This window comes from Shewanella sp. 30m-14 (assembly GCF_052977125.1).
On the sequence record NZ_JBRILW010000002.1, the window covers coordinates 60,984 to 80,832 of the forward strand.

Sequence of the window (19,849 nt, forward strand, 5' to 3'; positions counted from 1 at the left end):
TAAGTTCTCTCACGCTTTTTTATGTCTGTTAATCATCTGCTAATCGATCAGCGAACCTTAATTGATTGCACTTTTACAAACCGTTACGCTCAGATTTTTGCTGCTCTATCCAAGCCTGTAATTGGGCGATTGATGCTTGCCATAATACTTTGAGCATTTCAAGCTCGCTGGCTTGATACTCGCTTAGAGTTAAGCCGGACTTTTCAAGTGCCTTGCACTGCTTTGATAACTCACCTAAGCCCATATTGGCACTACTCCCTTTTAGGGCATGTAATATATGACCAATATCGACACCGTCTTTGAGTAACCTGTTATTGAGTGAATCATCCTTGAATAAATTGTCAAAATGCACCTGACTGGTGTCTTGATAAAGCGTTGCTAGCTCTATTACAGTTTCTAGGCCGAGGTAAGTTAAGTCTTGAGTTAACTGGACTTCATCGAGCAATTGAAAAGGTGAAGGGTGTTTGCCCCCAGAGGGCTCTATACTTGCTGAAGGCTTTTTACCCGCTGATGGCTCTATATTCGCTGAAGGCTTTTTACCCGCTGACGGCTCTTTACCTGCTGAGGGCTCTGCCTCCCCCAACCAGTTTGATAAGGCTTGCATGTCTAAGGGTTTCATCAAGACTAGGTTAAAGCCTTTTTCATGGTAGTTATCTATATCATCAGCTTGCACCTGCGCGGTAAATGCGGCAATTTCTATCTGATGCTGAGCCTGCTTATTCACCTGCTGCAGCTCTGCCAATAATGCGACCCCAGAACCGTCGCCAAGTTGAATGTCGAGCATGATGGCGTCAAACTGCTCTGCGCTTTGTTGATGGTAAATTTTCCGCGCCGCTTCGCAGCTTTGGGCTAATACTGATGTATGCCCCAAATGGGCTAAGAAGCCTTGAGCTACCATGGCGTTAATTTTATTATCTTCAATCACTAAGATATGTTTGGATTCAACATGCACAGCCGTAGCTTGCAGTTCAATATCGGGTCTATCACAACGCATTAATGGGAGTGAAAAACCAAAGGTACTGCCTTTACCCAGCTCACTCTTTACCCAGACGCCATGATTTTCAGTCTCTGCACCGGTATTCATTAATTCCACAAGCTGCTTACAAATAGCTAAGCCTAAACCTGTACCACGGTCCCGGCCTTTACTCGACTCATTACTGTATGCTTTAAAAAGCTTTTTCATCGCTTTAGCATCAATACCAACACCAGTATCTTGCACGGTAAACAGCAGTTGACTGTCTTTAGCTTCAACCGTGAGCTCAACCATGCCTCGAGGAGTAAACTTAATCGCGTTGCCTAATAAATTAAGCAATACCTGCCTGAGTTTGGGCCCATCGATATAAACCCATTGAGGTAAGCCTGCATGATTGGAGCGCAGCGTTAATCCAGCAAGTCCGGCACCGGCAAGCATAATTGCCACCACTTGATCGAGTAACTCGTTAATATCGACCGCGCGCGGTTCATTAGCGAGTTTTCTCTGCTCTAAGCGAGAGAAGTCTAAAATGTCGTTCAACACGGTTTGCAGCAAGGTACCGCTATATTGAGAGAGTGCTAACATCTGTTGCTGAGCAGCTGGCAAGTTAGAATGCCCAAGCAAGGTTAAGGTACCCAGTAGACCATTAAGCGGCGTACGGATCTCATGACTCATCGTCGCCAAAAACAGCGACTTAGCCTGATTAGCTTGCTCAGCCATATCACGGGCTAACACATGACCTTTGGATTCTTTATCTAGCTGAATATTCGCTTCCGCAAGCTCAAGTGTTCTCGCCTCAACCTTAGCTTCCAACGCTTGTTTATGTTCAAACAATTCGGCAGCGATATCACGTAATTCAGCCTGTAATTTTTGGTTATGGTCAGTTTTCTGTTTAAACGCTTTAATAGCACTCGCCATCGCGGCGAGTTCATCATCACCTTGGGTATCAATGGTTACTGCTGTATTGCCAAGGCTCAGCTGGGCCAACGCCTTAGTCGCCGCATCAAGCTTAAGTGCAATGCCTTTATAAATAACTCTGTAGACCACAAAAAAGATCACCAAAAACATCAATAGCCCTGTCACCCACAGGCCCAATTTTGACCAACTTAGCTGCTTGAGATAGGCACTTCTGGCATTCTCAGCTTCTAAACGTTGCTGCTGCATGGCATTCGCCACCACCTTATTGAGTACATCCAGTTTGTCGGTTATCTGTTGTAGTTGCAGCTCTTGCGCTCGATTGTATTGGGTGTATTCCTGTTGCAATATCATACTTTTCGGTAACTTTTGCAGTAGAGAAAATTGCTTAGATAAGGCTTTGGCGCGATTAGGGTCACGAATAATGGCTGTTAGACTTGTCAGAGAAGAAAGGTATCTTTTCTCAACATCACCAAATGTGCCAGCCACTGCTTTCCCTCTGCTGGCAAGAGGTTTAGCCGGGAGCTGCAAAGGTACACGATTTTGAAAAGAGAGGTCGCGCACCACAGGAGTGGTACGACCGCTCATGTTACCCAGCAGACTATAAATACCGGACTCCAGTTCTGGAGACTGGAACATCTGCCCCATAAGCGCAATGTTATGCACTATTTTTAACGCGCGATTGAGGCGTTCTTGAGTATCTAAATCTTGCTCAATCAATGTATCGAGTAACTGCGCAGTTTTTTCAGCGCCTACCGCCTCGGGGTAAGCTAGGCTCAGCTTAGACAAAATACCCGAATCAACAATAGCGAGCTCCGCCAAGAGTAACTCGGTACTTTTATTGGCCGCATTGACTAACTCTTTGCCCTGCATTTTTAAATTGTAAGCTACCTCAATACGTTGGCCAACCTGCTCACCCAGCTTTGAAATGTCGACAATAATATCCGATGCGCTTTGCTCAAGACTTAAGTCGAAATTCACCTCTAGCGCCTTGAGGATCTGAATTGCACCAACCATGGTCGCGCTTTCAATTGACAACTTACGCCCCACAAACTGACGCTGAGACTCATCTTGTGTCTGGCCTAATTGTTTTGCATTTTCAGCTAAGGCATTACTCGAAAGAGCCAACTCACTGGCCGCTTCTGATGCAGGTAACGCGCGGTTATATAAATATTTATCTGCCTCTTGAACCCAACGCAGACTAATACTCCCTAGGCTAACCAGCAGCAGCAATAATAAGGCTAGCAAACCAAAAGCCAGCATAAGGCGACCTGTTAGGCTTTTTGTTGATAGGGATAATTTAGGCAAAGGTGATTTTGGCAAAAACAATACACTCACTGTTATCTGTTAAGCTGGTACAATATTAATCGCTTATTCAGTCGATTCATAGGGATGTTAACCATGGTAAAAATTCTGCTGCAGCGTTTGTTACCCTTTGTTGGCTTATGTTTGTTAAGTCCGCTTTTAACCGCCGCAGAAACAGCCTCACCTTGGTTATTAGAGCAAAGAACGCCCTTTGAGAGCATACAGCAGCAAAGGACTGCAATCGAACTCATACCGCTCACCTCATCTAAAAAAATATGGCGAATTTGTGCGCTCGTACCTCACCTAAAAGACACCTACTGGACCGGAATTAACTACGGATTAGTGCAACAAGCAAAGCAATTAAATCTCGAACTGGCGCTATTCGAAGCCGGTGGTTATTACGGCGTAGACAAGCAGTTAAGCCAGCTCGATAACTGTATGAAACACAACTTTGACGCGATTTTACTCGGTGGTGTTCGCCCCGATATTTTAGACCTTTACCAGGCCCCAATTAATAAACCCGTTATCGCGCTGGTTAATCGGCTGGCTCACGAAAAAATCAATACTCGCATCGGTGTTAACTGGTATCAGATGGGCTATATTGCTGGTCACTATATTAAACAACAGGCCCACAAGCCTGCCAACCTTGCCTTGTTAACTGGCCCAGATAAATTAGGTGGCAGCGACCTTGTTGAGCAAGGCCTATCTGCAGCGTTAAAAGGCAGCTTAGTTAGCATTAGCGCTATTCACCACGCCGACAATAATCGCAACCTGTACCGTGATGAATTAGAGTCCCTACTCAGTAAGCAAACTCCAGATTATATTTTAGGTAGTGCTGTAGCCATAGAGGCGGGGGTTAGCATGCTGCGTCAGTATCAGCTAACCGATAAAGTAAAGCTTATCAGCAGCTATTTATCCCCAGCGATATTGCGCGGAATTTATCGTGATAAAGTGGAGTTTAGTAACGACGATCAGGTGGTTCTGCAAGGAAAGTTGGCTATCGACATTACAGTACGAGAACTTGAAGGGGCTAAACCCTTCGGTGATATCGGCCCCAAAATCCACACTCTTTACCCAGGCCATATTAGCAAAAATGTGCTCGAGACCAGTTTACCTCCAGCGGACTATTACCCGATTTACCGAGTAAACATTGAATATTGAGCCTAATAGAACAACGACTTTTAAGCTTGAGATTATCATGGGCGTATGGAGTTGATACCTGCAAGACTATAGACTATAGACTATAGACTATGGACTACGGACTACGGACTACGGCGAATTTTAAATGAGATGCTTAATTGAGAAGTTTATATGACTAATATCGTTTATATCGCAACCAGTCTTGATGGCTTTATTGCTGACAGAAATAACAAAATTGACTGGTTACATGATATCCCCAATCCCGATGGTTCAGACTTGGGTTTCAGCGACTTTATGACCGGAGTTGATGCACTGATAATGGGACGAAATACATTAGAGATCGTGCTCAGTTTTGGCATAGACTGGCCCTATACTAAGCCCGTTTTTGTATTAAGTCATACATTAACAGCATTACCCGATGCATTAGAGGGGAAGGTATTCTTAGTGAATGGCCCTCTTAACGAGGTGCTAAAGCAAGTTAAGGCTCAAGGCTATAACAACCTGTATATCGACGGCGGCAAGACCATTCAAAGCTTCTTACAGGAGGACTTGATTGATGAGCTCATCATCACCACGATCCCGATATTACTCGGCGAAGGTATTCCGCTTTTTGGCAAACTCGCATCACCGCTTAAATTTAAGCATGTAAAAGCAGAGCGCTTAGTCGACTGTCTAGTACAAAACAGCTATATAAGGCTGAGATAGCTGCCGCGTAGTTCTATAAAAAGGTAGGGCTAAACGTCACGATATTAGCGCTGAAATACCGTCTAGCGTTGACCTTTAGCTCCGCTTCTGCCCTAAAACCAGTGTAAGCCGAAAGTTCACCATTAATGGCGGTTCCAGGACAAAACCTTCAAATAACAAAATGCCTAATTAGGTATTAATCCTTCACTTTCGCGGCAAATAAGTAGCCTTCACCGTGGATGGTGACAAAGAGCTCAGCTGATAGCTTATTACGCAGTCGACGAATGATCACATCTATGGTTCTGTCGTTAACGTCTTGATCTCTGTGGCTAGTTTGTAGCATTAAACGCTCACGGGATAACACTTGCTGCGGGTGTAATGAAAAGGCGGTTAGCAGTTCAAACTCGGCTTTAGTTAACTTAATTTGCTCACCGTTATGGGTCAATTGCCGGCTATTAAGCTCTAACACATAATCATTGAAGGCAATGATATTGTCATTGGGGTCATCTTGCTCTGCACTATCTGCAACCGCCTTTGCCACCAGTGACATGCGCCAGAGTAAGTTCTTTACCCTAACTAACAGTTCTCTTAGCTCGAAAGGTTTGGTGACGTAGTCATCTGCGCCCATCTCTAGGCCAACAATTTTGTCTATGGTTTCATCACGCCCAGTAACCAGAATGATCCCCACATGACTCTTGCTACGCAACTCACGCGCAAGGCTCAATCCATCAACACCGGGCAAATTAATATCAAGCATAACCAAGTCGATATGTTGGCGTTCAAACTCACGCCACATCTGGTCTCCATCTTGAGCTTCGAGCACTTCATAGCCCTCTTTCTCAAAATAACCTTTTAATCTAGCTCTAATGACAGCTTCATCATCGACAACTAGTACTCGGTAACCCATATATCACCTCAACCCTAAACCGCTTTTATCTATAAAAAGTGTCTGCTTAAACGCGGCACATAATATACACAAGTTAACACGTAAAGCGAGCCGTTGAGGTGGGAAGTCACAGATAGCCACAAGTTATAGCGACAAATAAGACACAAAAAAGCCAACTTAATTTAAGTTGGCTTTTAGCGAGTAGTGATTAATTCATCAAAATAGCAATGTCATTAGAAGCTTTTACTGACCCCAAACACGACACGGTCATCGAAGATTTCAGTTTGAGTACCATAAACTAAGTGAGAGTCACCAACTGAACTACCATGGTATCTAAGGTCGAAAGTTAAGCCTACATAGTTAGCTTCGACACCCAAGTTCCAGTGAGTCCAGCCCTCGGCGCCTTCACCATCAAGGTCTTGGTAACCGAGTGAACCTGATAACTTAACGCCATTATTGAAAGCATAGCTTGGGTGAACAGCATAGTTAACACCCTGCCAACCATCAACACCAAACCAATCGTCTAATGTCGGTGTGACTTCAAGCTGAACATTTGCCTGACCAAATTGCTTAGCAACACGCAGCCATAATTCGGTATAGTTTGAATAGGAAGCACCAGGATAAAGATATGAAAATACCATTACGTCATAAGTAAAGCCGCTATCTCCGAAGGCACCCGCTTTACCGATATATGGCGCAGTTACGATCTCAAGGTTTGGATCGGCAAACTTAATGTTTGACGCAAATGCACCTGCGTACCAGCCATCATCATTGCCCCAGCCCAAAGTCCCCTGTACTACAGGTACGTCGCCATCCATCGTTTCGGATTCACCACGGAATACATAGTCAGTTGCAAACTTAACATTACCGCTAATTTGACCACCGAAAAGTTCGTTGTCATCGGCGGCTACTGCTGAGCCCATACTCGCCATCGCTAGGCCACCAAGCATAATCGCATGTGTAAATTTCATAATCATCATCCCAACTGTTTTCGATCTAAGTTTTAATTTAAAGCTATTAATCACAGCTTTTAATTTACGATTTTATAATCTGAGCTTAGGTAAAAATCTTACTCTCAAGTTATTAATGACCTTGAGAGTAGATATGAACTAAAAAACCAACATTGTGAAAAAATATGAATAGTGCAATTTATCTAAACCCTGTTCAGTTTAGCTGGCCTTCTTCAACAATAACCCCTTTAGCTCCTCAATCTGCCCCTTAAGCTCTGCTACATCGGCAACACTCGCTGGCTTATCCATTGGATCTTGAGGCTCTTGCTCACCGCGCATCGCCGCGGTTTCTTGGGTCATGACATCCAGTACAGCACCCACCATCATATTTAAAAATACAAACGCCGTTAAAAAGATAAAACTTAAATAGTACACCCAGCTCAATGGATACACCGCCATCGTCTCATACATTATCGATGTCCATGATTCGAAGGTAGAGATCCTAAATAGCGTCAACATGGCAACGGACACATCTCCCCACAAGAAATCATTAATGTGAGCGAAGAACATGCTGCCTATAGCGCCGTATATATAGAAAATCACAAACATGAGCAAAGCGATATAGCCCATTCGGGGGATGGCTTTAAGCAAGGCGTTCACCAGCATTCGTAGCTCGGGGATCATCGAGACTAAACGCAACACCCTGAAAATACGTAATAGGCGCGCTAACAATATCGCCGAACCACCAGCTGGAATAAGGCTTCCGATAACAATAATGGTGTCGAAGAGGTTCCAGCCATTGCTAAAAAATCGCTTCGGCCCGTCACTGGCAAGAAAGCGAATAATAAGCTCTATAGCAAAAAACACCGTGATACCGATATCGAGCACCACGAGGCTACTCTCCATCCAACTCGGTAAGTGGTAGGTATGTGCGCCAATCGACAGAGCAGAAACCACAATAACGAAGATAATGAAGCCTTGAAAAAACTTACTGTTATCAATTTTTTTGAGTTTTGACTGTAAGCCAGAAACATTCGCAAGCACGCTGTGCTCCTATTTAAAATGGGATTAAAAAGGCAATAAAACTGCTCTAGACCACGCAAGCAAACGCTACGCTAGCCAAAGGATCGCGCAGTGTAATCAGCAAGGCTTAATTTTGTGTTAAATCAAAGGCAGAGAAACGAGATTAGGGAGCGAGAAAGCTCCCTCTGGCTGGATTAGTTAAGTTGAGCTTCGATTTCGGATAAATGCTCCACCACCCATTCACGGTTAATGGCGCCCCAATGGTTAATTTGGTAAAAACCGGCATTATTGCGCTCCCCCTCTTGCACAAACTCACACTCAATCGCGAGATCAGCCAAAGCAACAATAGCGTCTTGCAATGTGCGACGCGGCATTTCGGTGAGCTTATGCAAAGACAGTAAGTTATGTCTTTCACTGTCGATCAGATAGGCAATATATAGCTTTCGTAGCAAAGCCTTTTGCTGCTTAGATGCGGTAAAGTTGAGACTCATAAGGTTCTTATTATTAAGGGCATTGCCGATAAAGTACGTCATTGACAATAAATAACAAGTCGCAAACAGCTCGCACTGGCAAGTAAATCACAATATGTTGCTAAATATGTCTCGCTGTAGCAACAACCTCTGCCATGCTGATATAGTCGATGAAAGGTAAAAAGCGATAACGTTAACGGTGACACATGAATAGTGACACGGACAGTAAACTAGGGCATGAAGTGACTCCTGAACAAAAAGCAGCAATAAAACATCAATCTCACCCCTCAAACCTTGCAGACATGAAGCAGACGAGTATTGCGCTGGAAGAGATTGATAATCCTAGCTCAGTGCCTATAGCTGCAAAAGCGCCCACGTCAGAGCCTATCATTACAATCAATCGTAATAGCCATACCCCGATACCAGAAAGTGACTGGCTAAGCTTCGATCAAGTACCACTCGACCCCGTCGATGCCAAGCACTACACCCAAGTGAATATCGAAAGCCTGATATTTAGCTGCTTATTACTGGTTGCCGCATCATTGATAATTATTATTCCCGGTGATTTCTACCTCACAAAAATCCTTGGAGTTAGCACCACAGCATTATTAATCATTAGCCTAGGGAGCTATCTACGCTATCAACATGCCAAGTCCCTTGCTTATGCTGTTTGTGACCACGAACTGATTATGCAGCAAGGCTTTTGGTGGGTTAAACGCACCTCGCTACCCTATTCTAGATTGCAGCACGTTAGCGTGTCTCACGGGCCGCTTGAGCGCCACTTTAACCTCGCCACAATTAAATGTTTCAGTGCTGGTAGCGGCTCAGCAGAAATAGAACTGCCAGGCATAGAGCAGCAAACCGCTGAACGTCTGCGCCAACATTTGTTAGCCCAGGCCGCTAAAGCGAACCCAAAGGCCGCAGCAGAGACTAAATTACAGCAACCTGAGCCAGACCAAGCACAAGCAAGCCAAACGAAAAGTTCACTATTGGCCGCTGATACAACAAGTGCGGCTAAAGAAGAGTCATACGAGAAGAACATGGCGGCTCAGCAAGGCCATAGCGATGACACATAAATTCTCTCAATGGTCGTCGCTTTCAGCCTGGTCAATCATCAGCTTTACCTTGCTCGCCATAAAGCAATTACTCAGCAGTGGTTATGCCATCATCCCTGTCGTTTATACCGGGTGGCAAAAAGGCTTTAGCAGCCATTGGGTTATCATTGCCATTGCAGGGATTATTAGTGCCATCTTTATTTTTAGTGTGCTGCAATGGCTCAAGTTTCGCTTTAAAGTGACTGTCGACAAGCTCATCATCAGGCATGGCATTGTCTTTAAAAAAGCGGACGAGCTACCATTTGCTAAAATCCAAAATGTACGCTTAGAGCAGCCGTTATATTTTCGCCCTGTAGGGCTCTACCGCATTATTGTTGAAACCGCAGGCTCTAAAAATAATGAAGCGGAGCTGTCAGCCCTTGATTATAAAGATGCCCTCGCCCTTAAAAAACAGTTAATGGCTGAGCATGATGCCCATGGACCTCAAAGCGAAATCGCTCAGGTTAACGACCCATCACAAAGCCAACACAAATCTAACCAGGTTAATACGCTTAGCCGTAAAAGCTTAAAACAGCTACTGCTATTTGGATTTTATCAAAATAATGCTATTTGGTTAGCGGTCATTTTAGGCCCTATTTTTGGCCAACTTGACTGGGAGTCAATGGAAAACCTACAGCAAGTTCAGCTGTTTTTAGCTTGGTATGACAGCAATATTGCCAGCCATACTTTGCTACAAATCTTGTTTGCTTGTCTCGCTTTAGTTCTGTTTTACCTGCTATTTTCGATCCTATCGATTACTTCAGCTGTGCTGAAATACTTTCCTTACAAACTCAGCCGTAGCGGCAATACTTTGCACCGTACTGGCGGTATTATTGCTAAACAAAATGATGCTCTGGCAATTAAGCGCATCCAGGTCATTAAATTCTACCAACCGCTAGTCGGCAGGCTCCTTAAGTTATGGACAGTGTATTTTAAACAAGTCCAGGGACATGAAATTGAAAAGCAAGGCAGCAGCAATATGCTTGTCCCTAGTATGTCAGTTAAAAATATTGCTAATTTATTACCACAGCTTAACGGCATCGAAGCCACCTCGCTGCAGCTACCTAATCGCTATCAAGGGATCCACTTAGGTTGGTTTTGGCGTCGAGGTTTATTACCATTATTAGTCCCCGCTATTAACACTTACTTTTTAGGCTTAAACCTCTTTACCGATATTTTATGGCTTGCAGCTGGATTATTCAGCCTTGGTATTTATCTTAAGTACCGTCAGTATGGTTATCTACTTAAAGATAATAACCTTTGGTTTCACTCAGGTTTACTCGGCCATAGTTGGCAACTCATTGCACTTAGCAAAGTGCAGCATGTTGCAATTTCTCAATCGCCAAATCAAAAACGCAGTGGTTTAGCAAACCTTGAAATTGGCCTTGCGAGTGGTACAGTAAAACTGCCTTATATTTCAATCACAGTGGCGCGAGACATTGCAGAGCGATCACTTGCGCTGATTAATAACGATCATCGAAATTGGATATAGCCATGAACACACCTGTACCAGCAAAGATACCAGCTCATTCCATGACACCTGACATGATTATTCATTTCTGGTTTGAAGAGATTGAACCTAAGCAGTGGTGGATAAAAGACCTAGAGTTTGATGCCTTAATTGAGCAGCGATATGCAGACTTATTAGCCGCTGCCATGCAAGGAGAGCTATATCATTGGCGCACCACACCTGAGGGACGATTGGCTGAAATCATCGTCTTAGATCAGTTCTCTCGCAACATCTACCGCGGCACCCCACAGTCTTTTGCAGCCGATCCTATTGCGCTGGTGCTTGCTCAAGAAGCGGTAGCACTTAAAATCGACTCCGAACTTAAGGGCAAACAGGTGCCTTTTTTGTTTATGCCCTATATGCACAGCGAATCATCAGTCATACATGAGGTTGCCTTAAGGTTATTTGGCCGAGAAGCCGCTCAGGGCAATTTAGATTTCGAAATTAAACATAAAGCAATTATCGACCAATTTGGTCGCTACCCGCACAGAAACGCAATTTTAAAGCGTGAATCCACCGCTGAGGAAATCGCCTTTTTACAACAGCCAGGTTCAAGCTTTTAGCTCTGCATGTTTATGCAGCCCGCTAGACGCCAGCGTAAACTTAGTCTTAGTTATAGGCTTAGTCATAGCCTTAAGCTTAGCTGCACAATAAAGCCGCCTCAGGTCATTACCCGAGGCGGCTTTATTTGCCAATAGGCTTCGATCGTCAGATCTGAGCCCAAATAGTCAGTGTGAGGCTAAATGAAGCTTGTTAAGTTAAGCTTACTTCACCACCAGCACTGGGCACTTAGCTTTGTTGGCTAACCCTTCTGCGATATTAGGGCTTAATAAGTGCGAAATTCCCTTACGGCCATGGCTGGCGATAACGATCATACCCACCTCGCCCACTTCAGCCTCCTCAAGCAGCTCTTCTAAGGTATCACCTTTACGCATTACGGTTTTCACGGTTAGACCATGGTTTAATTCCGCTTGGATCTGCAGCTGTAACTTCTCAAGATTTTCACGTGCTGCAACCTCTATCTGCTTTTCTAACTTCTCTGCTGATTCAACTGCAATGCCGTAATAATGTTCACTAAAAGGCTCACTCATTACATGTACCAGTCGTAAACTCACACCATATAGGTTTGCCATCTCAATCGCATAACGTTGTGCATGAGATGCCGTTAGGGAAAAATCCGTCGGACATAAAATTTGTCGGGTACGCATAACCTCTCCTCAATCAAACCTTAACGAGCTTGATTGCTTTAATCATCAAAGGCTCACTGCATTAGAGCAACAGTGAACAATTTACAGAAAGCGACTTTCTGTTAGCTTCAAACAACTAGCATGCGCTAACAACCTATGTTTCTAACAACTTATGCTTCTAACGGTTAGCGCGATATCTTATCGCATGCTATTTCACTACCAATACCGGGCACAGAGCACGGTTAGCCACAGCTTCTGAAACGTTAGAATGTAAAAAATGCGACAGTCCGGTGCGGCCATGACTGGCAATGACTATCATTCCAGATTCCGAGCCCTCGGCCTCTTTAAGGATCTGCTCAGCGGCGCTGCCGTGACGAATAACCGACTCAACTGAAAGCTCACTATTGAGCTCGGTTAATAACTGTTTCATATTCTCAGCAGCGTTGTCTTCCATACTCTGTGCGAGCTCTTCAGGCGTGACGGTAAGAATTTGATAATTATCAACCCCCATTGGCTGCTCAATGACATGCACGATACGTAGACCCACATGATATAGATTCGCCATTTCTATCGCATACTTTAGTGCATGAGAAGCAGTGTCTGAAAAATCCGTTGGACATAAGATTTGACGACTACGCATAATTATTTCCTCCAAACATTATTCGCTTGCTATCGCCATGATAAATACTGCGTTATGGCAAAGACTTAATACTATTATTTTATGTAATCACGAAAACGTAACGTAACGCTATTTCCTCACATTAAGGTTAGTCATTAAGCCACTCACGCGCCTCTTTTTTACGCTCAAAGAACTTAGCATCGCCAGGAGTAAACCAATCCGCAATTTTTGCCATCCAATGCTGGACGCGCCCCTCACCGACAATAGCTATCTTCTTAAACGCTTTGCCATGAGCAATGCCGACCTTTAGATCATCCCATGCGGCGCGCAACTCCCAACCATCCAGTTCAGAGATATCTGCTAGCAGATTGATTTCTGGGGCTTCAACACCTGCAATCGCAGATTCAAGCATAGGAACCATGTATTCATAATCTTCATGGGTTAGCTTACCAACAGCAACAAACGTCATGTAAAACGTGTTACCACTGCGTTCAATTCCAACTGATACACCATGTCTATCTTGACTCATTTGATGATCCTTTTTTATGAATAATGTTTGCTTTTACTTACCTCAATTCTAGAACTCTCACGATGATTAAATTTGATCTCGGTCACGATTTAAACTGATATTTGCTCTTTAAACAAAACTTCATTACCATTAGACCGACTAATCAGTCGGTTACTTTAAAGCCACCTCTGGAGCTCAGCTAATGAATTTGCATATCGATAATAAGACTGCTCAACCACTCTCACAGATGCTAATCAAACAGCGTAGCTGCTATGTAAATCAACCCGCACCAAGCTATGACGCCAGAGTTGAACATCTCAAAAGCCTTAAAGCCGCCATACTTAACTATCAAGACCAACTCGTAGAAGCCCTAAACCGCGACTACGGCAACCGCTCAATAGATGACAGCATGATCTCTGACATCATGCCTTGTATTAACAATATTAATTACAGCCTAAAACATCTTAAGAAGTGGATGAAGCCTAGCTCTCGTCACGCGGGTTTATTATTAGCGCCAGCTAAAATCAAAGTTCATTACCAGCCATTAGGGGTCGTTGGTATTATCGTGCCATGGAACTTCCCCATCATGCTCTCTGTAGGGCCGCTGATAACTGCGCTGGCAGCGGGTAACCGCGCGATGATTAAATTGTCTGAGTTTACCCCTGAAACTAACCAAGTCATTAAGACTATGCTCAGCAGTATCTTTGATGACACTCACGTGGTGTGTGTTGAAGGGGAAGCCGAGGTCGCGGCAGAATTTTCAGCACTACCGTTCGACCACATACTGTTTACCGGCTCAACCACTGTTGGTCGCCATGTGATGCGCGCCGCAGCTGACAACCTCACCCCGGTGACCCTTGAACTGGGTGGTAAGTCTCCGGTTATTGTTGCTGATGATATCGACATGGATATCGCCGTTGAACGTATGATCTATGGTAAATGCTTAAATGCGGGGCAAATTTGTGTCGCTCCAGATTATGTTCTAGTGCCACGTAACAAGGTGGATAGTTTTATCCAAGCTTATAAGAATAAGTTCACTCGCATGTACGGTAAGGTCAGCGACAATAAAGATTATGGCAGTGTGATCAATCAACGCCAATTCGACCGTATTATGCATGTACTCGAAGATGCTAAAGCCAAAGGCGCTACGATTATTAGCGCGAACGATGAAGCCATTAATACTGATAAGCGTAAGGTGCCAACTCAACTTATCCAAAACAGTTCAGATGATATGTTGTTGCTACAAGAAGAGATTTTTGGCCCACTATTACCCGTGATCCCATACGACAACCTAGAAGAGGCTATCGCTTATATCAATCAGCGCCCTCGCCCACTGGCCTTGTACCTGATGAGCTTTAATAAAGACACCCAGCAACGGGTTCTGGCAAACACTCACTCTGGTGGCGTCTGTATTAACGAAACCGTTTTTCACGTAGCAGCTGATGATGCACCTTTTGGTGGTATCGGCCCATCGGGTATGGGGCATTATCACGGTAAAGAAGGCTTCTTAACCCTAAGCCATGCAAAAACAGTACTTAGCCGCGGAAAATACCTCAATACAGGTAAACTGGTGCATCCGCCTTACGGTGGCATTATTCAACGCATCCTGATGAAACTTTTCTTACGTTAAGCTTTTATTTTATAGACTTACGTTTATTAAGCATAAAGCTTACAAGCTTTAACCTTGTAAGCTTTGCTCTTCACTGTTGCAGTAGGTAACCCATTTAATGAGTCGTATCGACAAGAAACAAGCCATATTGAACACAGCGCTGACGCTGTTTGTCAGCCAAGGGGTTTATGCAACGTCGACCGCTTCCATAGCCAAGCAAGCCGGCGTTGCCACTGGCACCCTATTTCATCATTTTGCTTCAAAAGAGGAGCTAATGAATCACCTGTTCCTGTCTATCAAGCAGGAGTTTGCCGATGCTATTCAGTCACAAATAAGTCAAACGGGTGATTTGAAATCCGATACTCAGCACCTGTGGCAAGTTGCCATAAATTGGGCGATGAACAACCCATTAAAACAAGAGTTTTTCCAGCAATACTCTATGTCTCCGTCGATTTCATCAGAGGTTAGACTGCAGGCCATGCACAGTATTTTGGGCTTTATGGGTGAGCTCATTGAGCAGGGGCAAAAAATAGGTGTGCTAGCACATTATCCACTACCCTTGATGTTAGAGAGTTGCCATGGCCAATATATTGCTGCCACGCGCTACTTTCTAGATAATCCACAAGCATGGCAAGACGGGCCACATAAGCAGGCAAGCTTTGCAATGTTTTGGAATGCGATGAAAGCCTAAGGGCTGTTATTCTTGCAAGCTTAATTCTTGTTCGAATTTAATCGTTTTAGTGCAAGGCTTAAGCGTTAGGTAGCCACAAGCTCACACATAAGCCTTTATCGTCACGATTATGTAGGCTTATTCGTCCATCATGGGCTTCAATAATTTCTCTACATAATGGCAGCCCTAACCCCGTGCCAGACTGCTTGGTTGAGTAAAAAGGCAGCAATGCTTGCCTTAATACATCAGCCGACATCCCCGAGCCAGCATCCTTAACTTCGATGCATAACTCTTGATTGGGATCGGATGCGCTCGACTCTTTGATCTCTAGGGTAATCTTATCAATATCAGAACCCGACTCATGGGCATTTTTAAGCAGGTTTAGTAGTACCTGCTCCATCTGGATCAGGTCAACATTAACGGGTCTTTTAGGAAATTCACCGTGTAACTCAAACTGGTAATGCTGCTTAAGTTGCTCAGTTAAAGTGTGCCAATCGACGCATGTTTTGTTCGGTAATGATAATTTAGCAAATCGAGCGTAGTTAAATATAAACTGGCTCAGGTGGCTGGTTCTATCTTCAATGGTATCGAAGATCAGCTTTAACTTAGGGTCGTTGAGATCTTTGGTGATCATACGGCCAGAGTTGACCATAGAAGCAATGGGAGCAACCGAATTATTCAACTCATGACTGATAATACGGATCACTTTTTTCCATACCGCCACTTCTTGGCGATTAAGCTCTCGGGTCATCTGCTTTAATAGTATTAAGTGATGAAACTGACCGTTAAGCAAAAACTGTCCACGAGATAGGTGCCATGTCTCAACATCACTATTTTCAGTGTCACTACTCAGTGAAAACAACCCATCTTTCGGATTGTTTAGCGCGCTAACGAGTTCCTGAGAGGCCCCTTGTAACAAACTCTCTAAGCTCATCCCTTCGATATGTAAACCATTATGAAACAAGTGCCTTGCCGCATCATTTGCGTAAATAATCCGCTGTTGGTCATCGAGCAGTAACATCACATTAGGCGAGCTTTGTATGACCTTATCGAGTAGCAGTTCACGTTGATAGATATACTGCCGCTCTTTACGCAATGTCTGAGCAGACTCATTAAACAGGCTTGATAATGCCTTTAATTGACGATCACCACTCACCGGAATGCTCACGCTGAAGTCGTTATCTTTAAAGTTAAGTAAGCCAACTTCAAGTGCCATTAAGCTTGTTGCCAGACTACGAGTACCGATATAACTTATCGCCACCGTCAACAATATCGCTAAAGTAAATAACAACATATACAGCCAAGAGTCTGCCGCAATCGCCTGCTGTACCTCAGTTGATGCAAACCATAGTAAGCCAGTAAATGCCAACAACAGCCCCGCAGCGCACGCTAATACGGCACTGCCTATCAGCTTCCCCCTTAATGACACTGTGATAAATTAACTCCTAATTGTTGTTCATGATGTTCGCTGGTTATTTGCCGGCGCTATTTATCAATCTGGTATTTTTGCATACGTCGGTACAAGGCTTGACGGCTTAACCCTAAAGACTTAGCCACCCTTGCAATAACGCCATTGTGTTGCTCAAGTGCAGCCTCGATACCAGCTTTCTCATCTATAACTTGTGTTGTTGCAGATGCGCTGGTATTAGCTTGTTCGGTTATCTGGCTGTAATGATGGATCTGGCTTTGGCTATCGCTTTGACTGCTAGTGCTCATGTTAGCCTTACTGTGGCTGTGGCTTAGCGATTGTGCGTCACAATCAATTGGTTTAGTCTGTCCTAATGCACTCTCTACACCAAAATCTGCTACAGACAATTGAGCACATTTAGCTAAGATTACGGCTCGCTTACAGGCATTTTCAAGTTCACGTACATTTCCCGGCCAATGATGAGCCTGCAACACTTGCTGTGTTTGTCGCGACAAGCTGAAATCGGCACCAACAAAATGTTTAACCAATGGCAGCACATCATCTTTTCGGTCATTAAGTGCAGGCAGCGCTAACTCAATCACATTGAGGCGATAGAACAGATCTTCTCGAAAGCGCCCCGCTTGAATATCCTCAACCAAATCAGCATTAGTCGCACTTATCACCCGCACATTCACTTTACGGGTCTGATGGCTGCCTAGGCGCTCAAACTCACCGGTTTGCAGCACCCGCAGTAATTTAACTTGGCCAGAAAGTGGCAAGTTACCTATTTCATCTAAAAACAAGGTGCCACCGTCTGCCGCTTCAAAGCGACCAATCCTTGCTTTTATTGCCCCAGTAAACGCCCCCGCCTCAGCGCCAAACAGCTCGGCTTCAAGTAGATCCATTGGCAGCGCACCAATATTGACCTTAATAAACGGCTTATGCTTTAAAGGAGAATTAGCATGAATAATATCGGCAAGCTTGTCTTTACCTGCGCCATTAGGGCCGGTGATTAATACTGACACATCGGATTTAGCTATCTGTAGTGCCAAATCAACACAACGCTGCATCGCACCACTATTAAAAATAATGCCGCATAAATCGGCATCTTTAATCGCGACCATACGTTGATTTTCAACACGGCTTAGCTGCGCATTTTCTTTAGACAATCGATGCAATGAAATAAGGTTATTAATACTGGTTAATAGCTTCGCATCATCCCAAGGTTTACCCATGTAATCAGCCGAGCCTTCTTTGACTAGCTCGACAGCGAGTTCAAGTTGGGTCCAAGCGGTCAGTAATATAATGGGAAGCTCAGGCTGCAGTTGCCTAAAAGCATAAAATAGACTCTTGCCCTCCTCACCAGAGGTCGTGTCTTGAGTGAAGTTCATGTCTTGCACAACTAGCACGACATCGTGCAACTGCACTAATTCAAGTGCGACTTCAGGTGATAAGCAGGTCAGCGTTCGATAACCGTTAAGCTCTAACATTAAAGACAGCGCATTACACACGGCTTGGTTATCGTCGACAATTAGGATGGTATCCATAAACTCTTTATTATTTATTCTTTTAGAGGGCTAGCTATAAAACTAACTGAAAGCCAAACAGAGTTAAAGCAAAGCTCACATTTGGCTAACAATTAGTTAGCCTTTCTTGGTGTTAGCAGTAGTGGATTACACGCTTCGCGTCGCAATCGCAGGGGAAATCTTTGCGGCTTTTTGAGCCGGTAAAATCACTGCTATCGTGGTCAACACAAGCAGACCCGCCACTGTCACTATCGGATAAATAAGCTCTAGCTTAGGTAAACTATAAAGGCTCATTAACTGCTGACCGAGCTGCACCGCAATTAAGCCGCCAATCAGCCCCCCCGCGAGACACAATAAATAGTTTTCCACTAAAAAGAAGCTGATAATATCGCGTTTTTTAGCCCCTAATGCTCGTCTTGTACCAATCTGCTTAGTACGGCGCTCAATATTAAACATCACCATGCCAGCGAGTCCTAAAGAGGTGATAAGCAGCAGTAATACCACCATCATCGACAGTACCGTGGCCATCAATTCATGGTTGCGATACACCTTCTCTCGGTGCTCACTAATTAACGTAAACCCTCGCACCACTCGATTAGGATGCTCTTTATGTAATGCGGCCGGGATCGTTTCTTTGAGTCTGACTAACGTGCCCTCTTCGGCTCTAACCAGAAACTTAGTAAACGATGAAGCGAGCTCCACATTAACAATCACACTGTTATTAAAGTTTGAGTGGTTTACCCAGGCTCCTTGCAGACGCTCAACAACACCAATCACCGTCATCGGGCTTTCCCCTACATTCCCGCGGTACATCACCTGCCCAAGTGCTGACTCATCTCCCCAAGATTTTTTCGCAAACTCAGCCGACACTATCGCCAAATTGCCTAGCTCAGGGCCACCACTTCTTACCTCATCAGGGTAAAAGTTACGCCCTTCGATAAGCTTAATGCCAAGGGTTTCGAGCATATGCTCATCACCATAATAGATAGCCGCACTGGGCGTGTCTTTACGGTTCTCTTCGCTGCTGCCTAGCGAAAAACTCGATGACCAGCCGCCGCCACTAAGTGGCGTCATGCTGGTAGACGTCGCTGATTTTACGCCATCTAATTGACGAATAATCTCGATATCGCGAGGGTTTTGTTTAAGCGGCTCGATACTCGAATCGAAATTATAAATACTGAAATCGAATACTTCAGACTCGGCAATCCCTGACTCACGGCTCATCAAGCCAATACGCTCACTAATAATAAAACTGGCATTGGCCACTATCGCAACCGATAACACAATCTGAATAAGCAGTAATAAAGGCCCGCTTTTATTACGCATCAACATGCTTAATATGGGTTTAATTTGCAACATCGTAAGCTCCTTT

Annotated in this window: 18 protein-coding genes; 7 read left to right on the forward strand and 11 right to left on the reverse strand. The window is 44.3% G+C overall.

The features are described from left to right. Positions 1–73 precede the first annotated feature (73 nt). On the reverse strand, positions 74–3,151 hold the full coding sequence (torS, locus tag ACVBIU_RS02055; protein ID WP_447162924.1) for a TMAO reductase system sensor histidine kinase/response regulator TorS: 3,078 nt from the start codon (positions 3,149–3,151) through the stop codon (positions 74–76). A gap of 138 nt (positions 3,152–3,289) precedes the next feature. On the opposite strand from torS, the gene torT reads away from it, so the two are divergent. Next, a complete protein-coding gene (gene torT, locus ACVBIU_RS02060; RefSeq protein WP_447162925.1) occupies positions 3,290–4,354 on the forward strand; it encodes a TMAO reductase system periplasmic protein TorT in 1,065 nt (354 codons plus the stop codon). 150 nt (positions 4,355–4,504) lie between these two features. Then, a complete protein-coding gene (locus tag ACVBIU_RS02065; protein WP_447162926.1) occupies positions 4,505–5,038 on the forward strand; it encodes a dihydrofolate reductase family protein in 534 nt (177 codons plus the stop codon). Positions 5,039–5,213: 175 nt separating this feature from the next. Here ACVBIU_RS02065 and torR read toward each other — a convergent pair whose 3' ends face one another. From torR to ACVBIU_RS02085, 4 genes are all read right to left on the reverse strand, one after another. Continuing rightward, entirely contained in the window at positions 5,214–5,924 is a 711-nt protein-coding gene (gene torR, locus ACVBIU_RS02070) for a two-component system response regulator TorR (RefSeq protein WP_447159531.1), read from the reverse strand. 212 nt (positions 5,925–6,136) lie between these two features. Continuing rightward, positions 6,137–6,874: a TorF family putative porin gene (locus ACVBIU_RS02075; RefSeq protein WP_447159530.1), complete on the reverse strand. Its 738-nt coding sequence runs from the start codon at positions 6,872–6,874 to the stop codon at positions 6,137–6,139. A 198-nt stretch (positions 6,875–7,072) separates the two neighbouring features. Beyond that, complete coding sequence (locus tag ACVBIU_RS02080; protein WP_447159529.1) at positions 7,073–7,897, reverse strand: ion transporter; 825 nt, start codon at positions 7,895–7,897, stop codon at positions 7,073–7,075. A 173-nt stretch (positions 7,898–8,070) separates the two neighbouring features. Continuing rightward, on the reverse strand, positions 8,071–8,367 hold the full coding sequence (locus ACVBIU_RS02085; protein WP_447159528.1) for a winged helix-turn-helix domain-containing protein: 297 nt from the start codon (positions 8,365–8,367) through the stop codon (positions 8,071–8,073). 185 nt (positions 8,368–8,552) lie between these two features. Here ACVBIU_RS02085 and ACVBIU_RS02090 point away from each other — a divergent pair, with 185 nt between their 5' ends. The 3 genes from ACVBIU_RS02090 to ACVBIU_RS02100 are packed head-to-tail and all read left to right on the forward strand — an operon-like array spanning position 8,553 to position 11,513. Beyond that, positions 8,553–9,422, forward strand: coding sequence for a PH domain-containing protein (locus ACVBIU_RS02090; RefSeq protein WP_447162927.1), 870 nt, complete (start codon positions 8,553–8,555; stop codon positions 9,420–9,422). After that, on the forward strand, positions 9,412–10,932 hold the full coding sequence (locus ACVBIU_RS02095; protein WP_447159526.1) for a PH domain-containing protein: 1,521 nt from the start codon (positions 9,412–9,414) through the stop codon (positions 10,930–10,932). Before ACVBIU_RS02090 ends, ACVBIU_RS02095 begins: the two co-directional genes overlap by 11 nt. Before the next feature lie 2 nt (positions 10,933–10,934). Then, entirely contained in the window at positions 10,935–11,513 is a 579-nt protein-coding gene (locus ACVBIU_RS02100) for a DUF924 family protein (RefSeq protein ID WP_447159525.1), read from the forward strand. A 201-nt stretch (positions 11,514–11,714) separates the two neighbouring features. Here the strand turns inward: ACVBIU_RS02100 and ACVBIU_RS02105 are convergent, their stop codons facing one another. From ACVBIU_RS02105 to ACVBIU_RS02115, 3 genes are all read right to left on the reverse strand, one after another. Further along, entirely contained in the window at positions 11,715–12,158 is a 444-nt protein-coding gene (locus ACVBIU_RS02105) for a universal stress protein (RefSeq protein WP_447159524.1), read from the reverse strand. A gap of 187 nt (positions 12,159–12,345) precedes the next feature. Next, positions 12,346–12,777 (reverse strand): universal stress protein, encoded by a 432-nt coding sequence (locus ACVBIU_RS02110; protein ID WP_447159523.1) that lies wholly within the window; start codon positions 12,775–12,777, stop codon positions 12,346–12,348. A gap of 127 nt (positions 12,778–12,904) precedes the next feature. After that, positions 12,905–13,285, reverse strand: coding sequence for an STAS/SEC14 domain-containing protein (locus ACVBIU_RS02115; protein WP_447159522.1), 381 nt, complete (start codon positions 13,283–13,285; stop codon positions 12,905–12,907). A gap of 181 nt (positions 13,286–13,466) precedes the next feature. On the opposite strand from ACVBIU_RS02115, the gene ACVBIU_RS02120 reads away from it, so the two are divergent. Continuing rightward, positions 13,467–14,894, forward strand: a complete 1,428-nt coding sequence (locus ACVBIU_RS02120) for a coniferyl aldehyde dehydrogenase (protein ID WP_447162928.1) — start codon at positions 13,467–13,469, stop codon at positions 14,892–14,894. 97 nt (positions 14,895–14,991) lie between these two features. Then, entirely contained in the window at positions 14,992–15,564 is a 573-nt protein-coding gene (locus tag ACVBIU_RS02125; protein WP_447162929.1) for a TetR family transcriptional regulator, read from the forward strand. Between the two features lie 58 nt (positions 15,565–15,622). Here the strand turns inward: ACVBIU_RS02125 and ACVBIU_RS02130 are convergent, their stop codons facing one another. The 3 genes from ACVBIU_RS02130 to ACVBIU_RS02140 all read right to left on the reverse strand — a co-directional run bounded on the left by ACVBIU_RS02130 (position 15,623) and on the right by ACVBIU_RS02140 (position 19,836). After that, on the reverse strand, positions 15,623–16,972 hold the full coding sequence (locus ACVBIU_RS02130; protein WP_447159519.1) for a sensor histidine kinase: 1,350 nt from the start codon (positions 16,970–16,972) through the stop codon (positions 15,623–15,625). A 56-nt stretch (positions 16,973–17,028) separates the two neighbouring features. Next, the gene (locus tag ACVBIU_RS02135; protein ID WP_447159518.1) at positions 17,029–18,498 is read right to left on the reverse strand and encodes a sigma-54-dependent transcriptional regulator; all 1,470 of its coding nucleotides are present in this window, start codon (positions 18,496–18,498) and stop codon (positions 17,029–17,031) included. A gap of 126 nt (positions 18,499–18,624) precedes the next feature. Then, positions 18,625–19,836 carry an ABC transporter permease gene (locus tag ACVBIU_RS02140; protein ID WP_447159517.1) on the reverse strand — a complete coding sequence of 404 codons (1,212 nt, stop codon included), beginning with the start codon at positions 19,834–19,836 and terminating at the stop codon, positions 18,625–18,627. Between the last annotated feature and the right edge of the window lie 13 nt (positions 19,837–19,849).

What these genes read in the sequence shown, in the direction of transcription:
- ACVBIU_RS02100 (WP_447159525.1), top strand. Translation starts at nt 10,935, where the DNA reads ATGAACACACCTGTACCAGCAAAGATACCAGCTCATTCCATGACACCT.
- ACVBIU_RS02120 (WP_447162928.1), top strand. Translation starts at nt 13,467, where the DNA reads ATGAATTTGCATATCGATAATAAGACTGCTCAACCACTCTCACAGATG.
- ACVBIU_RS02090 (WP_447162927.1), top strand. Translation starts at nt 8,553, where the DNA reads ATGAATAGTGACACGGACAGTAAACTAGGGCATGAAGTGACTCCTGAA.
- torS (WP_447162924.1), bottom strand. Translation starts at nt 3,151, where the DNA reads ATGCTGGCTTTTGGTTTGCTAGCCTTATTATTGCTGCTGCTGGTTAGC.
- torR (WP_447159531.1), bottom strand. Translation starts at nt 5,924, where the DNA reads ATGGGTTACCGAGTACTAGTTGTCGATGATGAAGCTGTCATTAGAGCT.
- ACVBIU_RS02135 (WP_447159518.1), bottom strand. Translation starts at nt 18,498, where the DNA reads ATGGATACCATCCTAATTGTCGACGATAACCAAGCCGTGTGTAATGCG.
- ACVBIU_RS02075 (WP_447159530.1), bottom strand. Translation starts at nt 6,874, where the DNA reads ATGAAATTTACACATGCGATTATGCTTGGTGGCCTAGCGATGGCGAGT.
- ACVBIU_RS02110 (WP_447159523.1), bottom strand. Translation starts at nt 12,777, where the DNA reads ATGCGTAGTCGTCAAATCTTATGTCCAACGGATTTTTCAGACACTGCT.
- ACVBIU_RS02065 (WP_447162926.1), top strand. Translation starts at nt 4,505, where the DNA reads ATGACTAATATCGTTTATATCGCAACCAGTCTTGATGGCTTTATTGCT.
- ACVBIU_RS02140 (WP_447159517.1), bottom strand. Translation starts at nt 19,836, where the DNA reads ATGTTGCAAATTAAACCCATATTAAGCATGTTGATGCGTAATAAAAGC.
- ACVBIU_RS02125 (WP_447162929.1), top strand. Translation starts at nt 14,992, where the DNA reads ATGAGTCGTATCGACAAGAAACAAGCCATATTGAACACAGCGCTGACG.
- ACVBIU_RS02095 (WP_447159526.1), top strand. Translation starts at nt 9,412, where the DNA reads ATGACACATAAATTCTCTCAATGGTCGTCGCTTTCAGCCTGGTCAATC.
- ACVBIU_RS02115 (WP_447159522.1), bottom strand. Translation starts at nt 13,285, where the DNA reads ATGAGTCAAGATAGACATGGTGTATCAGTTGGAATTGAACGCAGTGGT.
- ACVBIU_RS02085 (WP_447159528.1), bottom strand. Translation starts at nt 8,367, where the DNA reads ATGAGTCTCAACTTTACCGCATCTAAGCAGCAAAAGGCTTTGCTACGA.
- torT (WP_447162925.1), top strand. Translation starts at nt 3,290, where the DNA reads ATGGTAAAAATTCTGCTGCAGCGTTTGTTACCCTTTGTTGGCTTATGT.
- ACVBIU_RS02105 (WP_447159524.1), bottom strand. Translation starts at nt 12,158, where the DNA reads ATGCGTACCCGACAAATTTTATGTCCGACGGATTTTTCCCTAACGGCA.